The organism is uncultured Cetobacterium sp. (assembly GCF_947038635.1).
Lineage (GTDB): Bacteria > Fusobacteriota > Fusobacteriia > Fusobacteriales > Fusobacteriaceae > Cetobacterium_A.
Genome location: NZ_CAMQXC010000034.1, coordinates 1 through 18,273 on the forward strand (window position 1 = coordinate 1; position 18,273 = coordinate 18,273).

Annotated in this window: 17 protein-coding genes, 1 pseudogene and 2 riboswitches; of the genes and pseudogenes, 12 read left to right on the forward strand and 6 right to left on the reverse strand. The window is 27.7% G+C overall.

Features of this window, described 5'->3' with window-relative positions; translation table 11 throughout:
- Positions 1-350 (forward strand): annotated as a pseudogene (locus Q0V08_RS05100) (bile acid:sodium symporter family protein); the annotation flags it as partial.
- Positions 351-367: 17 nt separating this feature from the next.
- On the forward strand, positions 368-1,336 hold the full coding sequence (locus tag Q0V08_RS05105) for an L-lactate dehydrogenase (protein ID WP_297432662.1): 969 nt from the start codon (positions 368-370) through the stop codon (positions 1,334-1,336).
- A gap of 44 nt (positions 1,337-1,380) precedes the next feature.
- Here Q0V08_RS05105 and Q0V08_RS05110 read toward each other — a convergent pair whose 3' ends face one another.
- From Q0V08_RS05110 to Q0V08_RS05120, 3 genes are read right to left on the reverse strand one after another with little or no spacing between them, the layout of a single operon-like run.
- Positions 1,381-2,247 (reverse strand): ROK family protein, encoded by an 867-nt coding sequence (locus Q0V08_RS05110; RefSeq protein ID WP_297432664.1) that lies wholly within the window; start codon positions 2,245-2,247, stop codon positions 1,381-1,383.
- A 12-nt stretch (positions 2,248-2,259) separates the two neighbouring features.
- Positions 2,260-3,612 carry a sucrose-6-phosphate hydrolase gene (locus Q0V08_RS05115; RefSeq protein WP_297432666.1) on the reverse strand — a complete coding sequence of 451 codons (1,353 nt, stop codon included), beginning with the start codon at positions 3,610-3,612 and terminating at the stop codon, positions 2,260-2,262.
- A gap of 3 nt (positions 3,613-3,615) precedes the next feature.
- Positions 3,616-4,986 (reverse strand): sucrose-specific PTS transporter subunit IIBC, encoded by a 1,371-nt coding sequence (locus Q0V08_RS05120; protein WP_297432669.1) that lies wholly within the window; start codon positions 4,984-4,986, stop codon positions 3,616-3,618.
- Positions 4,987-5,206: 220 nt separating this feature from the next.
- Between Q0V08_RS05120 and Q0V08_RS05125 the strand changes: the two genes are divergently transcribed.
- From Q0V08_RS05125 to Q0V08_RS05155, 7 genes are all read left to right on the forward strand, one after another.
- A complete protein-coding gene (locus tag Q0V08_RS05125; RefSeq protein WP_297432671.1) occupies positions 5,207-6,199 on the forward strand; it encodes a LacI family DNA-binding transcriptional regulator in 993 nt (330 codons plus the stop codon).
- A gap of 32 nt (positions 6,200-6,231) precedes the next feature.
- Positions 6,232-7,524, forward strand: a complete 1,293-nt coding sequence (locus Q0V08_RS05130) for a histidine-type phosphatase (RefSeq protein WP_297432673.1) — start codon at positions 6,232-6,234, stop codon at positions 7,522-7,524.
- Positions 7,525-7,546: 22 nt separating this feature from the next.
- On the forward strand, positions 7,547-8,110 hold the full coding sequence (locus Q0V08_RS05135) for a sugar O-acetyltransferase (protein WP_297432675.1): 564 nt from the start codon (positions 7,547-7,549) through the stop codon (positions 8,108-8,110).
- Between the two features lie 304 nt (positions 8,111-8,414).
- Positions 8,415-9,449, forward strand: a complete 1,035-nt coding sequence (locus Q0V08_RS05140; RefSeq protein WP_297432676.1) for an ATP-binding cassette domain-containing protein — start codon at positions 8,415-8,417, stop codon at positions 9,447-9,449.
- On the forward strand, positions 9,430-10,110 hold the full coding sequence (locus tag Q0V08_RS05145) for a methionine ABC transporter permease (protein ID WP_297432678.1): 681 nt from the start codon (positions 9,430-9,432) through the stop codon (positions 10,108-10,110). The genes Q0V08_RS05140 and Q0V08_RS05145 overlap by 20 nt, the downstream gene beginning before the upstream one ends.
- 33 nt (positions 10,111-10,143) lie before the next feature.
- Complete coding sequence (locus tag Q0V08_RS05150) at positions 10,144-10,974, forward strand: MetQ/NlpA family ABC transporter substrate-binding protein (RefSeq protein ID WP_297432680.1); 831 nt, start codon at positions 10,144-10,146, stop codon at positions 10,972-10,974.
- A gap of 43 nt (positions 10,975-11,017) precedes the next feature.
- The gene (locus Q0V08_RS05155) at positions 11,018-12,187 is read left to right on the forward strand and encodes a M20 family metallopeptidase (RefSeq protein WP_297432682.1); all 1,170 of its coding nucleotides are present in this window, start codon (positions 11,018-11,020) and stop codon (positions 12,185-12,187) included.
- Positions 12,188-12,236: 49 nt separating this feature from the next.
- On the opposite strand, the gene Q0V08_RS05160 is transcribed toward Q0V08_RS05155, so the two are convergent.
- Positions 12,237-13,553, reverse strand: a complete 1,317-nt coding sequence (locus Q0V08_RS05160; RefSeq protein ID WP_297432684.1) for an NAD(P)/FAD-dependent oxidoreductase — start codon at positions 13,551-13,553, stop codon at positions 12,237-12,239.
- Positions 13,554-13,689: 136 nt separating this feature from the next.
- On the opposite strand from Q0V08_RS05160, the gene Q0V08_RS05165 reads away from it, so the two are divergent.
- Entirely contained in the window at positions 13,690-14,154 is a 465-nt protein-coding gene (locus Q0V08_RS05165; RefSeq protein WP_297432686.1) for a hypothetical protein, read from the forward strand.
- Positions 14,155-14,199: 45 nt separating this feature from the next.
- Here Q0V08_RS05165 and Q0V08_RS05170 read toward each other — a convergent pair whose 3' ends face one another.
- Positions 14,200-14,688 carry a hypothetical protein gene (locus Q0V08_RS05170; RefSeq protein ID WP_297432688.1) on the reverse strand — a complete coding sequence of 163 codons (489 nt, stop codon included), beginning with the start codon at positions 14,686-14,688 and terminating at the stop codon, positions 14,200-14,202.
- 40 nt (positions 14,689-14,728) lie between these two features.
- Positions 14,729-14,804: riboswitch (cyclic di-GMP riboswitch) on the reverse strand.
- 157 nt (positions 14,805-14,961) lie between these two features.
- On the opposite strand from Q0V08_RS05170, the gene Q0V08_RS05175 reads away from it, so the two are divergent.
- On the forward strand, positions 14,962-15,219 hold the full coding sequence (locus tag Q0V08_RS05175; RefSeq protein WP_297432690.1) for an ATP synthase subunit I: 258 nt from the start codon (positions 14,962-14,964) through the stop codon (positions 15,217-15,219).
- A gap of 74 nt (positions 15,220-15,293) precedes the next feature.
- A riboswitch (cobalamin riboswitch) is annotated at positions 15,294-15,470 on the forward strand.
- A 55-nt stretch (positions 15,471-15,525) separates the two neighbouring features.
- On the forward strand, positions 15,526-16,443 hold the full coding sequence (locus Q0V08_RS05180) for a sirohydrochlorin cobaltochelatase (RefSeq protein ID WP_297432692.1): 918 nt from the start codon (positions 15,526-15,528) through the stop codon (positions 16,441-16,443).
- A gap of 41 nt (positions 16,444-16,484) precedes the next feature.
- On the opposite strand, the gene Q0V08_RS05185 is transcribed toward Q0V08_RS05180, so the two are convergent.
- Positions 16,485-18,273: cation-translocating P-type ATPase (locus Q0V08_RS05185; RefSeq protein WP_297432694.1), on the reverse strand; the 1,789-nt coding region annotated here is incomplete at its 5' end.

An 18,273-nucleotide genomic window follows, 5' to 3' on the forward strand; every position in this document is an offset into this window, starting at 1 on the left:
TAAATGGAATGTGTATAGCTCCAAATAGAGAAAACTTATTAAATTCAAGTTTAATTTTAATAATTGCTGTTTGTCTTCATAATTGGATAGGATATTTTGTTGGATACATGGTTGGAGTTTTAACAAAAATGTCATCTGATAAAAAGAAAACGATATCTATAGAGGTTGGATTACAAAATGCTTCTTTAGCAATTGGATTATCTTCACAATTTTCAAGTCCTTTATGTGCATTACCTTCAGCAGTAGCTGTTGTAGTTCATTTAGTTTCAAGTTCATTATTAGCAAATATATTTTCTAAAGATTTTAGTTTTAAAAAATTTATTTTTGTAAAGAAAACTCAGTATGAATAAAAACGGGAGGGATTAAGATGTTTAACCAAAGAAAAGTAGGAATAATAGGAGCAGGGCATGTAGGAAGTCATTGTGCTTTATCACTTATACTTCAAGGCGTTTGTGATGAGATAGTATTTGTAGATATTGATAAAAATAAAGCTCAATCACAAGCTTTAGATTGTATGGATACAGTAGCATTTCTTCCTCACAGAGCAAAAATAAAAAGAGGTGAAATAAAAGATTTAAGAGAGATGGATATTATAGTTATTAGTGTTGGAACAATAGATAATATTTCAAAAAATCGTTTATCTGAATTAGAGGGGTCACTTAATATGATTAAATCCTTTATACCAGATATAATGAAAACAGGATTTAAAGGATATTTTGTGGTAATAACAAATCCTGTAGATATAGTTACATATTTTGTTCAAAAATTATCAGGATTACCGCATAATCATGTTATAGGAACTGGAACAGGTCTTGATTCAGCAAGACTTCGTAGAACTTTGAGTACAAAACTAAATATAGATGCTAAATCGATTCAAGCATATATGCTAGGTGAGCATGGTGATTCTCAAATGGGAGTATTTTCACAAACAACTATAAATGGTATAGAATTAAATAAATTTTTAGAAAAAACAAAATTAAATATAGATTTAGATGAAGTAGAAAATATAGTAACTAAAGCAGGATGGGAGATATATTCTGGGAAAAAAAGTACAGAATTTGGAATTGCATGTGTTTGTACAGAGATAATAAGAGCAATCTATTCTGATGAGAAAAAAGTTATGGCATGTAGTGGATATTTGCAAGGGCACTATGGAAATTATGGAGTTTATACTGGAGTTCCTGTTATTATAGGAAAACATGGAGTTGAAAATATTTTGGAATTAGAGTTAAATGAAAAAGAAAAAGATAAGTTTAATAAGACTATTGAAATAATAAAAAAACATATAGAAATCGGAAGTGAGATTTTAGATGAAACAACTTGTATAAATTTTTAGAAAATAAATATAGAGGAGACAAGTCTCCTCTATATAAAAATTTATTATATATTTAATGCAAGAGCTATACATCCTAATAATCCAGCATTGTCTCCAAGACCTGGATAAACAATATATTCATCAATATCTTCTAAAATCTCTTTAGTTTGAACATAGTTATTTAACATCTCTTTTACATTCTTTCTAATTAAAGGAAATAATTGAGATTGCTTCATAACTCCACCACCAAGAATTATTTTTTCTGGTGAAATAGTTAAAATATAATTTACAAGAGCTTGAGCAATGTAATATGCTTCAAGTTCCCAAGCTTTGTGATCAATAGGAAGTTCATAAGCCTTTACTCCCCATCTTTCTTCAATGGCTGGTCCAGATGCTAATCCTTCAAAACAATCTTTATGAAATGGGCATTTTCCAATATAAGAATCATCTTGGTGTCTTCTAATAAATATATGTCCCATCTCAGGGTGTAGCATTCCATGAACTAATTTTCCAGAAACTAACGCTCCTCCACCAATTCCAGTTCCAATTGTAAGATAAAGACAATTTTTTAATCCTTTTGCAGCTCCCCAAGTCGCTTCACCTAGTGCTGCACCATTGACATCTGTATCAAAAGCCATCGGAATATTAAAATTCTTTTGTAATTCACCAATTAAATTAAAATCACTCCAATATTTTTTAGGAGTTTTAGTGATATATCCATAAGTTTCAGAATTTGGATTTGGATCAATTGGACCAAATGAACCAATTCCTATAGCTTCAACCCCTTTATCTTTGAAAAAATCATAAACTTTTTGTAAAGTGATTTCAGGTGTTTCAGTAGGAAAACTAACTCTTTCTAAAATATTACCATTTTCATCGGCAATTCCGCATACAAATTTTGTTCCTCCAGCTTCAATAGCTCCTAGTTTCATAAAATCCTCCAATTAAAATTTATAAAATTCTATCTTAGGTATAGTAAACAACATTTTACTTCTAATTTCAATACCTAAACTATCTTTATTTGGATAGATATTTCCAGTAAAGACTTCTTCTCCATCGTTTAAAAATATTTCAATAGAACATTTATCTACAAAAATATGTATTTTTTTTAAGTTCTTAAGGTAACATTTTCTAATCCCTTTATAACCGGAACCAGAAAAATTTCTATTTAAAGACACCTTTTTTTCAATAGGATCAAAAGAAAAAGTAGTTCTTTCATTTCCTTTTTTTCTTAAGTCAATTTCTATATGTTTAGAAAAATCTTCTAAAGATATTATAAGTTCATAAGTATCTCCTAAAATATTATATTTTGAAAGATCGATAGTATTTTCGAAGCATATATTTTCTATTACGATTTTTTCTTTTCTTAATTTTTTCAAATTATTATGTGGCTTTTGTAAAATCTTATTTTTCTTAATTTCCAATACTCTTGGAATAGTTAAAGAATGTACCCAATTTTCTTTTTCGATAGATGGATGCTCTAATTCTTCTGGCATTCCTATCCAACCAATTAGAACATTTTTATTATTTTCATCTTTAAATGTTTGAGGTGCATAAAATTCAAATCCTCTATCAAGTTCAATGAAATCATTTTTTTCAACATCATACAAATCTCTAATTATATAGCCAGATTGATATCTATTATTAAATAAATCACCATCAGCCTTAATTCCCTGAGGTGAGAAAATTAGAGCTTTATTATTTTGGTCTTCAATAAAATCTGGACATTCACACATAAATCCAAAATTTCCATTGATGATTTCTTGTTCAAAATCCCAATCAATTAAATTGTGAGATGAAAAAACAACTATAGTTCCAGTTAAATCAACTTTTTGAGCACCAAGCACCATTTTATAAACTCCATTTTTTATAAAAACTTTAGGATCTCTAAAGTGCTTAGTATATTCTTTTGGGATATCTTTATCATGAATAACAGGTCCTTTTTTTTCAAAATCAATGCCATTTGTTGAGATTGCTAAACATTGGTAACTTTCTCTGATGTCATTATTTTTAACATTTCCAGTATAAAACAAATAAAGTTTATTATCTTTTTCAATGGCACTTCCAGAATAACAACCATTTTTGTCAAACCAATCATTTGGAGATAAAGCTATTGGTAAAAATTCCCAATTAATTAAATCTCTACTTTTTAAATGAGCCCAATGTTTAGAACCATGTTCACAAGCATTAGGATTCCATTGATAAAAAATATGGTACTCATTATTCCAAAAGATAAGACCATTAGGATCATTTAATAATCCAAATGGTGGAGAGATATGAAATTTATTTTTCCACATATTTTACACCTCATCTTTAAATCCAAGGATAATTGTAGCAATTCCTGCTCCAATAAAGCTTATTAAAAGTGCAATGATGTAGTTTAACATAGATCCAGGTTGAACAATTGATATACCAGGGATTCCTGTAACACCAACAGCGTTCATAGCAACCTTAGTTAGCGTAATATATGCTCCGCCAAGAGCACCACCAATAACAGCTCCAATAAATGGTTTACCAAGTCTTAAATTAACTCCAAATAAAGCAGCTTCTGTAATTCCAAGTAAACAAGAAAGTCCTGCAGGCAATGCTATTGATTTAAGTGTTGTATTTTTACTTTTTAAAAATACAGCCATAGCTGCTCCACCTTGAGCAACATTAGCCATAGACCAAATAGGAAGTAAAAAGTTCTTACCAATATTAGGATTAGCTAAAAGATTAGCTTCAATAGCATGAAAACTATGGTGCATTCCAGTTATAACAATAGAAGAGTAACTTCCACCTAAAAGAATACCTGCAAAGACTCCTAAAGTTGTATAAACATATTCTAAACCAAAAGATATTCCATCACCAATAATTCTACCTAAAGGTCCAATTAGAGTTATACTTATAAATCCTGTTATTAGAATTGTTAAAAATGGTGTTAGAATAATATCTAACATATTAGGAATTACTTTTCTTAAATTTTTTTCAATTATACTCATAACCCAAACAGCAATTAAAATAGGCAAAACCGTTCCTTGATAACCAATTTTAGCAAAATTCATGCCAAATAGAGTAAAATAACCTGAAATTCCATTTCCAACTGTCCATGCATTTTGCAGAGCTGGATGAATTAGAATTCCGCCAAGAGCAGCTGCAAGATATGGGTTAGCTCCAAACTCTTTGGCAGCAGAAAAAGCTAAGATAATAGGTAGGAAAACAAAGGCAGTATTAGAAAACATATCTAAAAGTTCAAATAATGATGAGTCACTAGTAAACCAACCAAACGTTTTACCCATACCTAAAACACCCATTAATAATCCACTTGCAACGATAGCTGGAATGATAGGTACAAAAATATTAGATAAAGTTCTAGCAAACCTTTGGAAAATATTTAAATTTTTTATTTGATCTTTTTTTATATCTTCTAAAGATGATTCTTCAATGTGAGTTTCTCCTAAAATAATACTACAAATTTTATTTACTGCACCTTGTCCTAAGATAATTTGAAGTTGCCCATTTGAGAAAAAAGCCCCTTTTATATCAGGATTCTTTTTTAAATTTTCTAAATTAACAATACTTTGATCTTTGACAACAGCTCTTAATCTTGTTGCACAGTGTCCTATAGTAGAAATATTTTTTTCACTTCCAATATTTTCAATAATAAAATCGGCAATTTTTTGATAGTCCATTTCTCCTCCAAAAATAAAAATATTTTTATATATGGGAACGGTACCATATATTATTAAATTTAATATATTTTTTTGAAAAAGTCAATATACTATTTTTGAAATAATATTTTATTTTTGAAAATTAAACTTTTTTTTCTATTTTAAAGCATTAAAAAATTAATTTTGTTTTTTTAAAAAATAAATATTATAATTACTTAATGAAAAAAATAGGTGGTATAAAATGAAAAAAAAATTAACAATAAAAGAAATAGCTGAACTTTCAGGAGTTGGAAAAAGTACTATATCTAGATTTTTTAATAATGGCTATGTAAGTGAAAGTGTTAGAGAAAAAATAGAGAAAGTTATTAATGAAAATAACTATGAACCAAATGTTTTTGCAAGGGGGATAAAAGCAAAAAATAATCGGTTTATAGGGGTAATAGTACCATGTTTAGATTCGACAATTACATCCACTATTTTGATGAATTTAGATAATAGATTAAGAGAATTGGGTTATATACCTCTAATAATTAATACAAATCATAATGTTTCTTTAGAGATATCTAATTTAGAAAATCTATCTAGATTGAATGTAGAAGGAATAATATTGGTAGCTACAGAAGTTACAAAAAAACATAAAGATTTTGTGAGGAAAAGTAAAATTCCAGTGCTTTTTATAGGTCAAATTTGTGAAGAAACTTATTGTATAGTTAATGATGAAGAAAAAGCCGGACAGGTTATGGGAGAGTATATATTAAATTCTAATCATAAAGATATTCTTTATGTAAGTGTTGATGAAAATGACACTTTAGTTGGAATAGTAAGAAAAAAAGCTGTACTAGATAAAATATTAATAAATAATGTAAAGCTTGATGTAGAAATTAGTGATTTTTCAATGGATTCTACAGAAAAACTTGTCTATAACTATATGAAAAAAAGAAAACCTACTTGTATAATTTGTGCAACTGATAACATGGCCTTTGGTGCAATAAAAGCTTTAAATAGTTTAGAAATAAAGATACCTGAAGAAGTATCAGTTGTGGGATTTGGTGGGTATAAAATTTCAGACTTAATTTGTCCTTCTCTTACAACAATAAAATTTTACAACTCTTTAACTGGAGAATTAGCAGCAGAAAGCATTGTAAAACTTTTAAATAAAGAAAATATTCCAAAAATTCAAAAAATAGAATTTGAATTTTTAGAAAGAAAAAGTGTAAAGAAGTTGAATAGTTGATAAATGAATTTATTAATATGAGAGGAGAAATTATGAAAATAATAAAATGTATTTTTTTGTTTCTATCGATGTATTTATCTAGTTTTGCACAAGATAATAACTTTTTAGGAAGTCAGACTCTTTATGTAAAAGTAGATGAAAATTACACAAAAGTACCAGAGGGATTTACACCATTCTATATAAATCATTTAGGAAGACATGGAGCAAGATATTTGAGTAGTTCTAAATCTATAGATAAAATTCTTAACAAATTAGTAGAAGCTAGTGAGAGAAAAGAGTTGACACCTTTAGGTAAGGAGTTATTAAAAGATGTTTTACAATTAAAAGATTTTGAAAATGGAAAATATGGTCTTTTATCTCAAATAGGTAAGGATATGGAGTTTGGAATAGGAAAGAGAATGTATAAAAATTATCCACAAATATTTAAAGAAAATAGAGAAGTTTTAGCTGAAGCAACTTACGTAAAGAGAACTCAACAAAGTATGGATGAATTCTTAAAAACATTTAAAGAGAATATTTCAGAAGATAATATAAAAACGAAAATAAATGGAAAAATAGATCCAATTTTAAGATTTTTTGATTTAAACCTTGAATATATAGAATTTAAAGAAAGTGGAGATTGGAAAACTTTGTTAAATAGTTTTCAACAAAGAAGTAAAATATATATTGAAATAACTAATAGAATTTTTAAGAATAAAGATATGTTAAGTGCTAAAGATAGTTTGAAATTTACTACAGACTTATATGGATTATATACAAATCAATATGATATAGGGGAAAACGTAGAATTAAGTAAATACTTTACACAGGAAGAATTAAAATATTTTTGGGTTAACAAAAATTTATCAATGTATTTAGAAAAAGGACCGAGTAGTGTAGGACAGAATTTACCAATGGATATTTCTTTTGCTCTTTTAGAGAATTTTTTATCAACATCAGAAAATGCTATTAAGAATGAAAATATAGCAGCTAATTTAAGATTTGCTCATGCAGAAACAGTGATTCCTTTTGCAAGTTTACTAAAAATTGATTTTGCATCAAAGCAAACTAATGATTTGAATAATGTTGAAAATATTTGGAAAGATTATAAAGTTTCTCCAATGGGAGTTAATATCCAGTGGATTTTTTATAAAAATGAAAAAAATGATGTTTTAGTAAAAATGCTTTATAATGAAAAGGAGATTAATTTTCCAATAGAAAGTAATATGAAACCATATTATAAATGGGATGATATAAAAAAATATTACGAGAAAGTAATAAATGATTTAAAAATAAAAAAATATGATACAATAATCGATGAAGTTAAGTATTTTAAAACATCATAGAATATAACAAAAGGGGAGATGTATGAGAACTGAAAGAGAAAAAATGATAGCTGGAGAGATGTATAATCCTAACGATGATCAGCTGGTAAAAGATAAAGAAGCTGCTAAGAGATTTTGTAGAGAGTATAATTTAACAGATGATACAAATTATGATTTAAGAAAAAAAATGATTCAAAGCTTTTTAGGAAAAACAGGAAAGGATTTACATATTGAATCAAATTTTAGAGTTGAGTATGGATATAATATTGAAATTGGAGAAAACTTTTATTCAAACTATGATTGTTTACTTTTAGATATTTGCCCAATTATAATTGGTGCTAATGCTATGCTAGCTCCAGGAGTTCATATTTATTCAGCAACACATCCGCTAGATCCAAATGAAAGAAATTCGGGAAAAGAATTTGGAAAACCAGTGAAAATAGGTGATAATGTTTGGATAGGAGGAAGATCTGTTATAGCTCCAGGGGTAACCTTAGGAAATAATGTTGTTGTAGCTGCAGGATCTGTTGTTACGAAAAGTTTTCCTGATAATGTTGTAATAGGTGGAAATCCAGCGAAAATAATAAAAAATATAGAGATTAAATAAAAAAATAAAAAATTAATTTGACATAAAAATTTTCATATGTTAGTATACTTAAAAATAAATTTATAGGAGTGGTTGAGATGACGACACACAATTTAATATCAAAAACTACAATGATGAATATGATGATGCCTATGGGAGTTGGAACCAAAAATTAATTTTTAATTTTGGGACGAACTCATTTTTGCTTTACCAAATGAGAAAGCTCCCAAGGAATAAAGTTGTTAACATAAAGCTTGGGATTTTAAATCTCAGGCTTTTTTTTATTAAATTTTTAAAATTCATAATATATTACAAGGAGGAATAAATGATACAACTTAAAAATATTATTAAAACTTATGAAAATAAAGGTCAAAATATTGAAGCTTTAAAAGAGTTATCTTTTGATTTTAAGAAAGGGGAGATAACTGGAATAATTGGATACTCAGGAGCTGGGAAGAGTACTTTATTAAGATGTATAAATCTTTTAGAAATGCCAAGTGCAGGGGAAGTTGTAATTGATGGAGTTATTTTAAATAAATTGGAATCTAAAGATTTAAGAGAAACTAGAAAAAAAATAGGAATGATATTTCAACATTTTAATCTTATGAGAAGTAGAAATGTTTTTAAAAATATAGCTTATCCTCTTAAAGGAAGTGGTCTTTCTAAAAAAGAGATAGAGGAAAGAGTTGATGAACTTTTAGATCTAGTGGGATTGAAGGATAAAAAATATAATTATCCATCTCAACTTAGCGGAGGACAAAAACAAAGAGTAGGAATAGCAAGAGCTTTGGCAAATAGACCAAATTTAATTTTATGCGATGAAGCTACATCAGCATTGGATCCTGAAACAACGGTTGCTATATTAAAGTTATTAAAAAAAATTAATAAAGACCTAGGAGTAACGATTGTTTTAATCACACATCAAATGGAGGTTATAAAAGAGATTTGCGACAGTGTTATTGTTATGGAAGAAGGAGTTATTAGAGAAGAAGGAGATGTAATTGATATTTTTTCAAGACCAAAAGAGCCAATAACGAAGAGATTTTTATCATCTATTTTCAATACAGAAAAAATAAATAGTTACTTAGAAAGTATATCAGTTAAACAAAATGAAAAAATAATAAAATTATCTTATGTTGGAAATAACACAGAGGAAGCTTATATTTCAAGAGTTTCTAGAGAATACAATATTGATGCTAGTATTTTATTTGGAAATATAGAGATTATAAAAGAGACTCCAATTGGAAATTTGGTTATAAAGCTAGGTGGAGATGAAAAAAATATTATAGATTCAATAGAGTACTTAAATAAAAATCAAATATATGTGGAGGTTTTAAAAAATGGAAGAAAAATTATATAGTTATTTAGGAAATGTAATAAAGTATCAAGATGAAATGGTTCGTGCCATGGGAGAAACACTAACAATGGTTGCTATAGCAGGAACTGTTTCAACATTAATTGGAACAATTATGGGAATAGTTTTAGTTATAACTAGAAAAGGTGGAATTTTAGAAAATAGTTTAATTAATAATATTTTAGGAAAATTTATAAATATTTTTAGATCAATTCCATTTGTAATTCTACTAGCAGCGTTAATTCCTGTAACAAGATTTTTTATGGGAACAACTATTGGTTTAAAAGGAGCAATTGTTCCTCTTATATTTGGATCAGCTCCATTTGTTGCAAGACAAATAGAATCGGCATTATTAAGTGTTGATTCAGGAGTAATAGAAGCAGCCTACGCAATGGGATCTTCTCCATTTGAGATAATTTATAGAGTATTATTGAGAGAAGCATTACCAGAGATTATTTACGCTCTTATTATAACTACAGTTAGTTTAATTGGCTTTTCAGCTGTAGTAGGAACAGTTGGTGGTGGAGGTCTTGGTGACTTTGCTATTAGATACGGATATCAACATTTTAAAACAGATATTATGGTAGTAACAATTATAATTTTAGTAAGTTTGATAACTTTTATACAATGGTCAGGAGAAAAAATATTAAAAAAAATAAAACGTTAAAATAAAAATTAAAACTATAGGGAGGAAAGAGTTATGAAAATATTAAAGATTTTAAAGGTAGTTATATTTTTGGTATTATCAACAGTAGGATTTTTAGGATGTGGAAATTCATCAGATGATTCATCAATAGTAGAGAAAAAAGTGGTAAAATTAGGGATTAACGGAGATGAAAATGTAATATGGGAAAATGTAAGAGATCAACTTGCAAAAGAAAATATAGAACTAAAATTTATAAATTTTGCAGACTACATAAGACCAAATTTAGCTCTTCAAGATAAGGAAATAGATATAAATGCATTTCAAACAGAGATATATTTTGATAATTTTAAAAAGGAGCATAAGTTATCAATAGTTAATTTAGGATATACAGTGCTAGCTCCAATGGGGATTTATTCAAAAAAATTAACGGATTTATCTCAGTTAAAAGATGGTGCAGTAGTAGCTATTCCAAATGATAGTTCAAATGGTGGAAGGGCATTACTTTTACTTCAAGATGCGGGACTTATAAGTGTAAATAAAGATGCAGGAGCTTTTCCAAGGGTTAAAGATATTATAGAAAATCCAAAAAATATAAAAATAGTTGAATTAGTAGCAACTCAAATTCCTAGATCAATAGAAGATGTAGATGTGGCTACTATAAATAATGGTGTCGCTGTTCAAGCTGGATACTCTCCATTGGTAGATTCAATCTTTATTGAAAATTTTAAAAATGAGAGATTAAAGCCATATTTTAATATAATAGCTTCAAGAGATGATAATCAAAATAAACCAGAGATAAAAAGAGTTTTAGAGGTTTATCAAACTGCTGAAAATAAAAAAATAATAGATGATTATTATAAAGGATCTTCAATAGCCGTATTTTAAAGTTAACATTAAAAGAGATTAGATAACTTTTGGAGGAAATAAGATGGAAAAGAAAATAATAGATTTTTTAGATAGTAATAGAGATATTTTTATAGATCTCAGTCAAAAAATACACCAAAATCCTGAGGTTGGAAACGAAGAGTATTTTGCAGCTGATTTATTAACAAAATTTTTAGAAGAGAAAGGATTTAATGTTGAAAGAGATATAGCAGGACATGAGACAGGGTTTATAGCTAGAAAGAAATCAAAAAATGGAGAGTATCCTAAAATAGCTTTTTTAGCTGAATATGATGCACTTCCAAATTTAGGTCATGCTTGTGGACATAATATAATTGGAGCAATAAGTGTGGCTGGGGCAGTTGGCTTAGGAGAGTTATTAGACAATATTTCAGGAGAAGTCATCGTTTATGGATGCCCATCAGAAGAAGGAGGAGAGAATGGAAGTTCAAAAGGTTCATTTGTTCGCGAAAACCTTTTTGAAGGGGTAGATGTTGCAATGATAATCCATCCAGGGAGCGAACATTCAATAACTAAAAAGAGTTTAGCAGTAAATCCTTTGGATTTTGAATTCTTTGGGAAATCTTCACATGCTGCTGGCTCTCCTGAAAATGGCAAAAATGCTTTAGATGCATTACTACATTTTTTTAACGGAATTGCAACACTTAGACAACATGTGAAGTCAGATGTAAAAATTCATGGGATAATAACTCATGGAGGAGATGCACCAAATATAATTCCAGATTACACTAAAGCGAGACTTTATATAAGATCTTCAACAAAAGAGGGTTGTGATGAAGTTACAGAAAAAGTAGAAGCTATTGCTCATGGGGCAGCACTTATGACAGGATGCACTGCAAAAGTTTCTAGTTTTCAAAATAGAGTTGATAATCTTATACCAACGAAATATTTTGATAATCTTTATGTAGAAACTATGAAAAAATTAGGGATAGATGTTTCTGTAGATTCAAAAAAAGGAATGGGATCAACTGATGTGGGAAATGTTAGCCATGTAATACCAACGATTCATCCTAATATAAAAATTTGTGATTATAATGTTTTTGGTCACACTCATGAATTTGCAGAAGCTGCTGGGTCTATTAGAGGAGATGAAGCTGTAATATTAGGAGGAAAAGCTCTAGCCTTACTAGGGTTGGATTTAATTTTAAATAAAGAAAAATTAGAGAATGTAAAAGAAGCTTTTTTATCAAGATAAAATAAGCATTAAAAAGGGATATTATTAAAACAATAATATCCCTTTAATTTTATGGTAAAAAGCTTCTTAGATAATCAATATAAGCTTTTTTAGCTAAATTTCTAATATAATATGTATACGTTGGATATGCTTGTACAGAGTTCATAACTTTATAGAATTTAATTTTATTTCCAATCATCAGTTGTAGGAATCCAATAATTTCACCAGCTCTTTCACCGATACAAGTAGCACCAATAATATTAAATTTGTTATCGCAAATAATTTTTAGAAAAAATGCCTTTTCAAACGTAATTAAACTTCTCTCATTATTTAAATCTAGAGAATATATATATGTTTTTTTATATTTTCTATTAGCATCTTCCTCATTTAAACCAACTTTAGAAACTTCAATATCTCCAAAAAGTGTCCAAGGGATAAAAGAATAGTTTATTTTTTTCATAATATATGGGAAAAGAATATTTCTTACAACAGTTTCTCCTTGATAACCAGCTACATGTGAAAATTTGAAAGAAGAGGCTATATCACCAATTGCAAATATATTTTTTTCAGATGTTCTCATAAATTCATCCACAGAAATTCCTTTTGTATCATACTTAATTCCAGTTTTATCTAAATTAAGATTTTGTATATTTGGAGTTCTACCAGCAGATATAAATATTTTTTCACTTAAAAAATCACCATTATTAGTTTTTATTAGAATATTATTATCAAGATTTTCAATCTCCATAGAAGTACAATTTAATATTAAATTAATTCCTGCTTCTTTTAATTTATTAAGATAAAAATCCTTTACCTCAGCTTCCATCATAGGTAGAAAAATGTCAGATTTTTCAAGAATAGTAACATCAATATTTAATTTTTTAAGAGGAAAGGCTAGCTCTAAAGATATTACTCCTGCCCCAATTAAAGTTATACTTTTATAATCTCCTTTTTCATAAAAAAAGTTGTGATTAGCAAAGTATTTAACTTTCTCCAATCCTTTTATATTTGGGATAAAAGGGGAGCTTCCTGTAGAGATAACAATATATTTTCCTATGTATTTTTGTCCATTGACTAAAATAGTATTTTTATCAATAAAAGATCCTTCGCCTTTTATAAAATCTATATTTTTGAAGTTTGAAATATGAGGGAGCTCATTATCACCAATGGCATGAACATTTTTTAAAGCCATGTTTAAAGCTTCTGTTAAATTTGAGGCAGTCTTAGATGCAGAGATAAAACTTTTAGATGGAACGCATCCTCCCCAAGTACATTCACCACCCAAATGATCTTTTTCAATTAAAAGAACTTTTTTTCCAGCAGAAGCAAGACCAATTGAGGTTGTAAGTCCACCTGCTCCGCCACCAATTACAATTGTATGATACATATTAGCCTCCTCGATTCTTTTAATATAGTATATACTACGAATGTCGTATAATTGCAATATTATCTATAATTTATTTATATATTTTATAAAGTATGTTATACTATAAGTCTAAGAAAATATTATGGAGGAAAATTTTATGAACGATATATTAATTAAAATTTCAGAAAAATATATGAAAAATTTAAAAAATCAAAGTCCAGAGGATAAAGAGAGCAATGTAATATATGGAAAAATATTAAATATTTTAGAAAAAGATCCAACACTTAATTTATTTGGGCTTTTAACAGAATTAAATAAAGGAAAAACATTTTATGAAAAAAATAAAGTTAGAAATAGAAGAGATAGACTTACAAATTTAGATATTTTAATTAAAAATGCTAATACAATTGTAGATAATCTTTTAGAAGATGATGAAGAGAGTTTAAGAAAAATTGAAAGAAGCTTAAATAGATCTGATATCTATAGAGATAGAATGGTTATGAACATACTTTTAGCAGAGTTTCCATCACCTCAATTTCATGATGTTTACTATACAATTAAAAATGATCAATGTAAAAAATTTTTATTAGAAGTTGTAGATGAAATAAGAAAAAGTAAATAAAAAGAATCCTTATACAACGTACAACAATTGTATAAGGATTTTTTTTTATTCGTATGTTGCTCTCATAGTAATTTGTCCTGTATATTTTCCAGGAGTTTGATCTTTTCTAGGTTGTGCAGTTGCAGCAATACTTAAAGTACTCTCTCCTCCATCAGTTAAAATAATAGTATTATTTGTATGATTTAAAAAATTGCCAGGACTATTTTTTGCAGTACAGTTAAAAGTTATATTAAAAAAATCTTTATTATTACTATAAATTGGCACAGTAAAACTAGATCCATCAGAAGATAAATTATCAAAAGATATTTTTACTTTTGTATTTTCCTCTCCTTTTACGGTAAAACTTGAATAAGCATGACTAGTTGAACTAGCCAAGATATTACCAAAATCTAAAGCACCATCTGCTTGAACTGTTAATGGTTTAATTATTGTTGCTGTAATATTCATTGTACTTTCTACAGCTGAGTTTTCCAATGCTGAAAAGCTAATAGCTGACGTTGTTAATAAAAAACTAAAAATTAAAATTTTTTTCATATTCCCTCCCTAATAAAATAAAAAGCCAGTTACACTAAAAAAGTGTAACTGGCTGTCATTTTAAAGACCCTATAGCTTTGCGTCATAAGGTTTCCCTTACTTTGCCATGATTATTATATTTTCTATAGAAATAATATAATAAAAATCATAAAAAGTCAATATTTCTCTAAGAATATTAAAATATAAAAAAAAAGCAAGGAAAAATATTTTTTAATGGTAAATAGTGATAAATAATAGCGAAAATATATAAAGCTATAAAAGGAGGAGAGCATTATGATTATTGCATTTATAGGTGGAATTATTTTAGGGTTTTTATTTTTTTATAGTTTAAATTTTGGTACTAATGAAATTAAAAAATTTAAAAATCCCTCATTATTTATTTTTGTAACTTCACTACTAAGAATTTTTCTTCTTTTAGTTGGATTTTATTATTTAGCTCAAAATAGTGGTCACAGATTTTTTGCAGCTTTATTAGGAGCAATTTTATCAAGAATTTATATAGTATACTTCTATAAAAATAAGAAAAAATAATATCAATATAATATATATGAAAGTGATTTAGTATTCTTTTTTTATAAAATGGTTGAAAAAAAAACATGTAAGTGATAATATACCTCTGTAATGGTTCTAATGATTAAAAGGGAATTAAGTGAAAAACTTAAGCGGTCCCGCCACTGTAAAGAGGACGAAAACATCAAAACCACTGAATATTTTTTATTTGGGAAGGGATGTAAGTAGGGTGAATCTAAGTCAGGAGACCTGCCATTATGAAATCTGCGAGGACGGAGAAGAGGTAACTCTTCTTCCAAATTAAATTATATTTGGGAGGATATTTCTATGAAAAAACTGTTATTATCACTATTTTGTTTATCTACTGCATTGGTATTAGCTCATGGTGAAGAGGCTTTTGAAGATGCAGAGTTTTACACAGGAGGGAAAAGTGCTGTTGTAATGACACACTTTGGAACAACTCACTCAGATACTAGAGCGAAAACTATTGATGCAATTAATCAAAAAGCTATAAAAGCTTTTAATGGAAAAGCAGATGTATTTGAGGCTTATACATCTAGAATTGTAACTAAGAGAGTTGCAGCTAATGAAGGAATAAAAAAATATAATCCAAGTGAAGTTTTAACATCTTTAAAAAAACAGGGATATAAAAATGTAATCATACAACCAACAAATGTAATTGATGGTGTAGAGATGGAATCAATAAAAAAAGAAGCTCAACTTCATGCTAAGGATTTTAATAATTTAAGAGTTGGAGATGCATTATTAAGTGATCCACATCATTATGAAGATACAATCAATGCTATTATGAAAACAGTAGGACCTTTAAATAAAAAAGAAGCAGTAGTTTTAGTAGGACATGGAACATATAATTCAGCAACATCTGCTTATGCAATGTTTGATTATATGGCTAAAGATATGGAAAAACCTATTTATGTTGGAACTGTAGAGGGATATCCAACTTTTGAAAATGTAGTAAAACAATTAAAAAAAGATAATAAAAAAGAGATTGTTTTAATGCCAATGATGTTTGTAGCAGGAGATCATGCTAAAAATGATATCGCTGGAGAATGGAAAGATAATCTAGAAAAAGCAGGGTTTAAAGTTAAAGTTAAACTTGTTCCTCTTGGAGAGATTCCTGAAATTCAAGATATGTTTGTTGGAAATGCAAAGTTTCTTGAAAAACATAAAAGTATAGATATTGTAGAAAAAAAAGCAGGATACGCAAAAAGTAAAGATTTATAAAAAATAAAAGCTCCATCTCTAAATATAAAGATGGAGTTTTTTTATTTATTGAAAATTCTTCTAAAAAACTTTATAAATTCTGAAAAAACTATTATTGATAAGCTAAAAAATATAATTTTTAAATATTCTATATAGTTTAAATAATTTAAAGAGAAAAAATTTCTTAAAAATATAGAGATAAAAATCTGAATAATAATAGTACTTATAAAAACTATATTAAGAATTTTATTATTAAAAAAAGTTTTTAATATAGAACTTTTTCCAATACTTTTACAGTTATAAACATTAAATATAACTAAAAATATAAAAAGATTAAAGATGTAAGTAGGTGTCATCTCTTTGCTTATATGAAAAACTCTTATAAAAAAAATCATAGATAAAACCATAAAAGTAGAGTTTGTAAAAATATTAATCCATAAATCAGTAGTTACAATACTTTTATTTTTGTCTCTTGGTAATTCGTTCATAATATATTTTCTAGTTTTTTCGAAACTTAATGAAATTGCAAGAGGACCATCCATCATAATATTAATCCATAGAATTTGAATAGGTTTTAAAGGTGTTCCCCAATCTAAAAGTTCAAACATTAAAATAAGAAATAAAGCAGCAACATTTACTATTTGTTGGAATTGAATAAATTTTTGAAAATTTTCATAAAGACCTCTTCCTGATTCAATAGCTTTAACTATAGTGGCAAAAGAATCATTAAGAAGAATTATGTCTGCAGTTTCTTTAGAAACTTCTGTTCCAGTTATGCCCATTGCAATACCAACTTCAGCTCTTTTAAGAGAAGGAGCATCATTTATCCCATCCCCAGTTACTGCAACAGACTTTCCCATTTCCATAAGAGTATTAACTATTCTGAGTTTAGTTAAAGGGTTACTTCTTCCAATAACAGAAATATGTTGTAACTTTCCTCTTAGTTCATAGTCATTCATAGAGTCAATATCTTTTGCATCGAGAATAAGTGAGTCTGACTTGATTAAACCTAATTCATTAGCTACTGTAGTAGCAGTTAGGGTATTATCACCTGTAAGGATTTTAACATCAATACCAGCTTTTTGACATGTAGTAATAGCATCAAAGACCTCTTTTCTAATGGGATCTGAAATTGAAGCAAATCCATCGTAGATACAATCTTTCATAAGATTTTTTTCAAAATCTCTCCATTTTTCCTCTTTTGATAAATCTTTGTGAGCAAAGGCAATAATTCTACGACCAATACTTTGTTCAGCTTGAATTGCTTGGAGTTGACTTTGTTTTTCAAGTTCAGATATATTACAAGCTTCAAATATTTTTTCAGGAGCTCCTTTTATAAAAAAAATATAGTTGTTTGAAATTGATGCCAACACAATGCTGCCCATACTTTTTTTAGTAGAATTAAAAGGATATTGAAAAAGAAGTTTTTCATCTTTTGATATAAAATCTTCTTTTAAATTTGAATAATAATTTAGAAGAGCAATTTCAGTGGGATTTCCTATAAATTTTTTACTAGAACTTTTATCTTCAGTAAAAGATGAACTGTTATTAAAAAAAATATTTTTTAATAACATGTTTTTATTTAGAGATTCCATTTTAATAACACTCATCTTATTTTCAGTTAATGTCCCTGTTTTATCAGAACAAATAACATCAATAGCTCCAATAGATTCACAAACAGCTAACTTTTTAACTAATGCATTTTCTTTAGAAAGGCGAATAGCTCCTAAGGCTAAGGTTGCAGCAATCATAGTAGGTAACCCTTCTGGAATAGTAGAAACAATAAGTACAATACAGATAGTTATAGCTTGTGCAATATTTTGTAAACTTAATTGGTTATCAATATAGTAA

Bases quoted from the DNA above. Each gene is read 5' to 3' on its own strand.
- Q0V08_RS05105 (WP_297432662.1), top strand. From the start codon at position 368: ATGTTTAACCAAAGAAAAGTAGGAATAATAGGAGCAGGGCATGTAGGA.
- Q0V08_RS05110 (WP_297432664.1), bottom strand. From the start codon at position 2,247: ATGAAACTAGGAGCTATTGAAGCTGGAGGAACAAAATTTGTATGCGGA.
- Q0V08_RS05115 (WP_297432666.1), bottom strand. From the start codon at position 3,612: ATGTGGAAAAATAAATTTCATATCTCTCCACCATTTGGATTATTAAAT.
- Q0V08_RS05120 (WP_297432669.1), bottom strand. From the start codon at position 4,986: ATGGACTATCAAAAAATTGCCGATTTTATTATTGAAAATATTGGAAGT.
- Q0V08_RS05125 (WP_297432671.1), top strand. From the start codon at position 5,207: ATGAAAAAAAAATTAACAATAAAAGAAATAGCTGAACTTTCAGGAGTT.
- Q0V08_RS05130 (WP_297432673.1), top strand. From the start codon at position 6,232: ATGAAAATAATAAAATGTATTTTTTTGTTTCTATCGATGTATTTATCT.
- Q0V08_RS05135 (WP_297432675.1), top strand. From the start codon at position 7,547: ATGAGAACTGAAAGAGAAAAAATGATAGCTGGAGAGATGTATAATCCT.
- Q0V08_RS05140 (WP_297432676.1), top strand. From the start codon at position 8,415: ATGATACAACTTAAAAATATTATTAAAACTTATGAAAATAAAGGTCAA.
- Q0V08_RS05145 (WP_297432678.1), top strand. From the start codon at position 9,430: ATGGAAGAAAAATTATATAGTTATTTAGGAAATGTAATAAAGTATCAA.
- Q0V08_RS05150 (WP_297432680.1), top strand. From the start codon at position 10,144: ATGAAAATATTAAAGATTTTAAAGGTAGTTATATTTTTGGTATTATCA.
- Q0V08_RS05155 (WP_297432682.1), top strand. From the start codon at position 11,018: ATGGAAAAGAAAATAATAGATTTTTTAGATAGTAATAGAGATATTTTT.
- Q0V08_RS05160 (WP_297432684.1), bottom strand. From the start codon at position 13,553: ATGTATCATACAATTGTAATTGGTGGCGGAGCAGGTGGACTTACAACC.
- Q0V08_RS05165 (WP_297432686.1), top strand. From the start codon at position 13,690: ATGAACGATATATTAATTAAAATTTCAGAAAAATATATGAAAAATTTA.
- Q0V08_RS05170 (WP_297432688.1), bottom strand. From the start codon at position 14,688: ATGAAAAAAATTTTAATTTTTAGTTTTTTATTAACAACGTCAGCTATT.
- Q0V08_RS05175 (WP_297432690.1), top strand. From the start codon at position 14,962: ATGATTATTGCATTTATAGGTGGAATTATTTTAGGGTTTTTATTTTTT.
- Q0V08_RS05180 (WP_297432692.1), top strand. From the start codon at position 15,526: ATGAAAAAACTGTTATTATCACTATTTTGTTTATCTACTGCATTGGTA.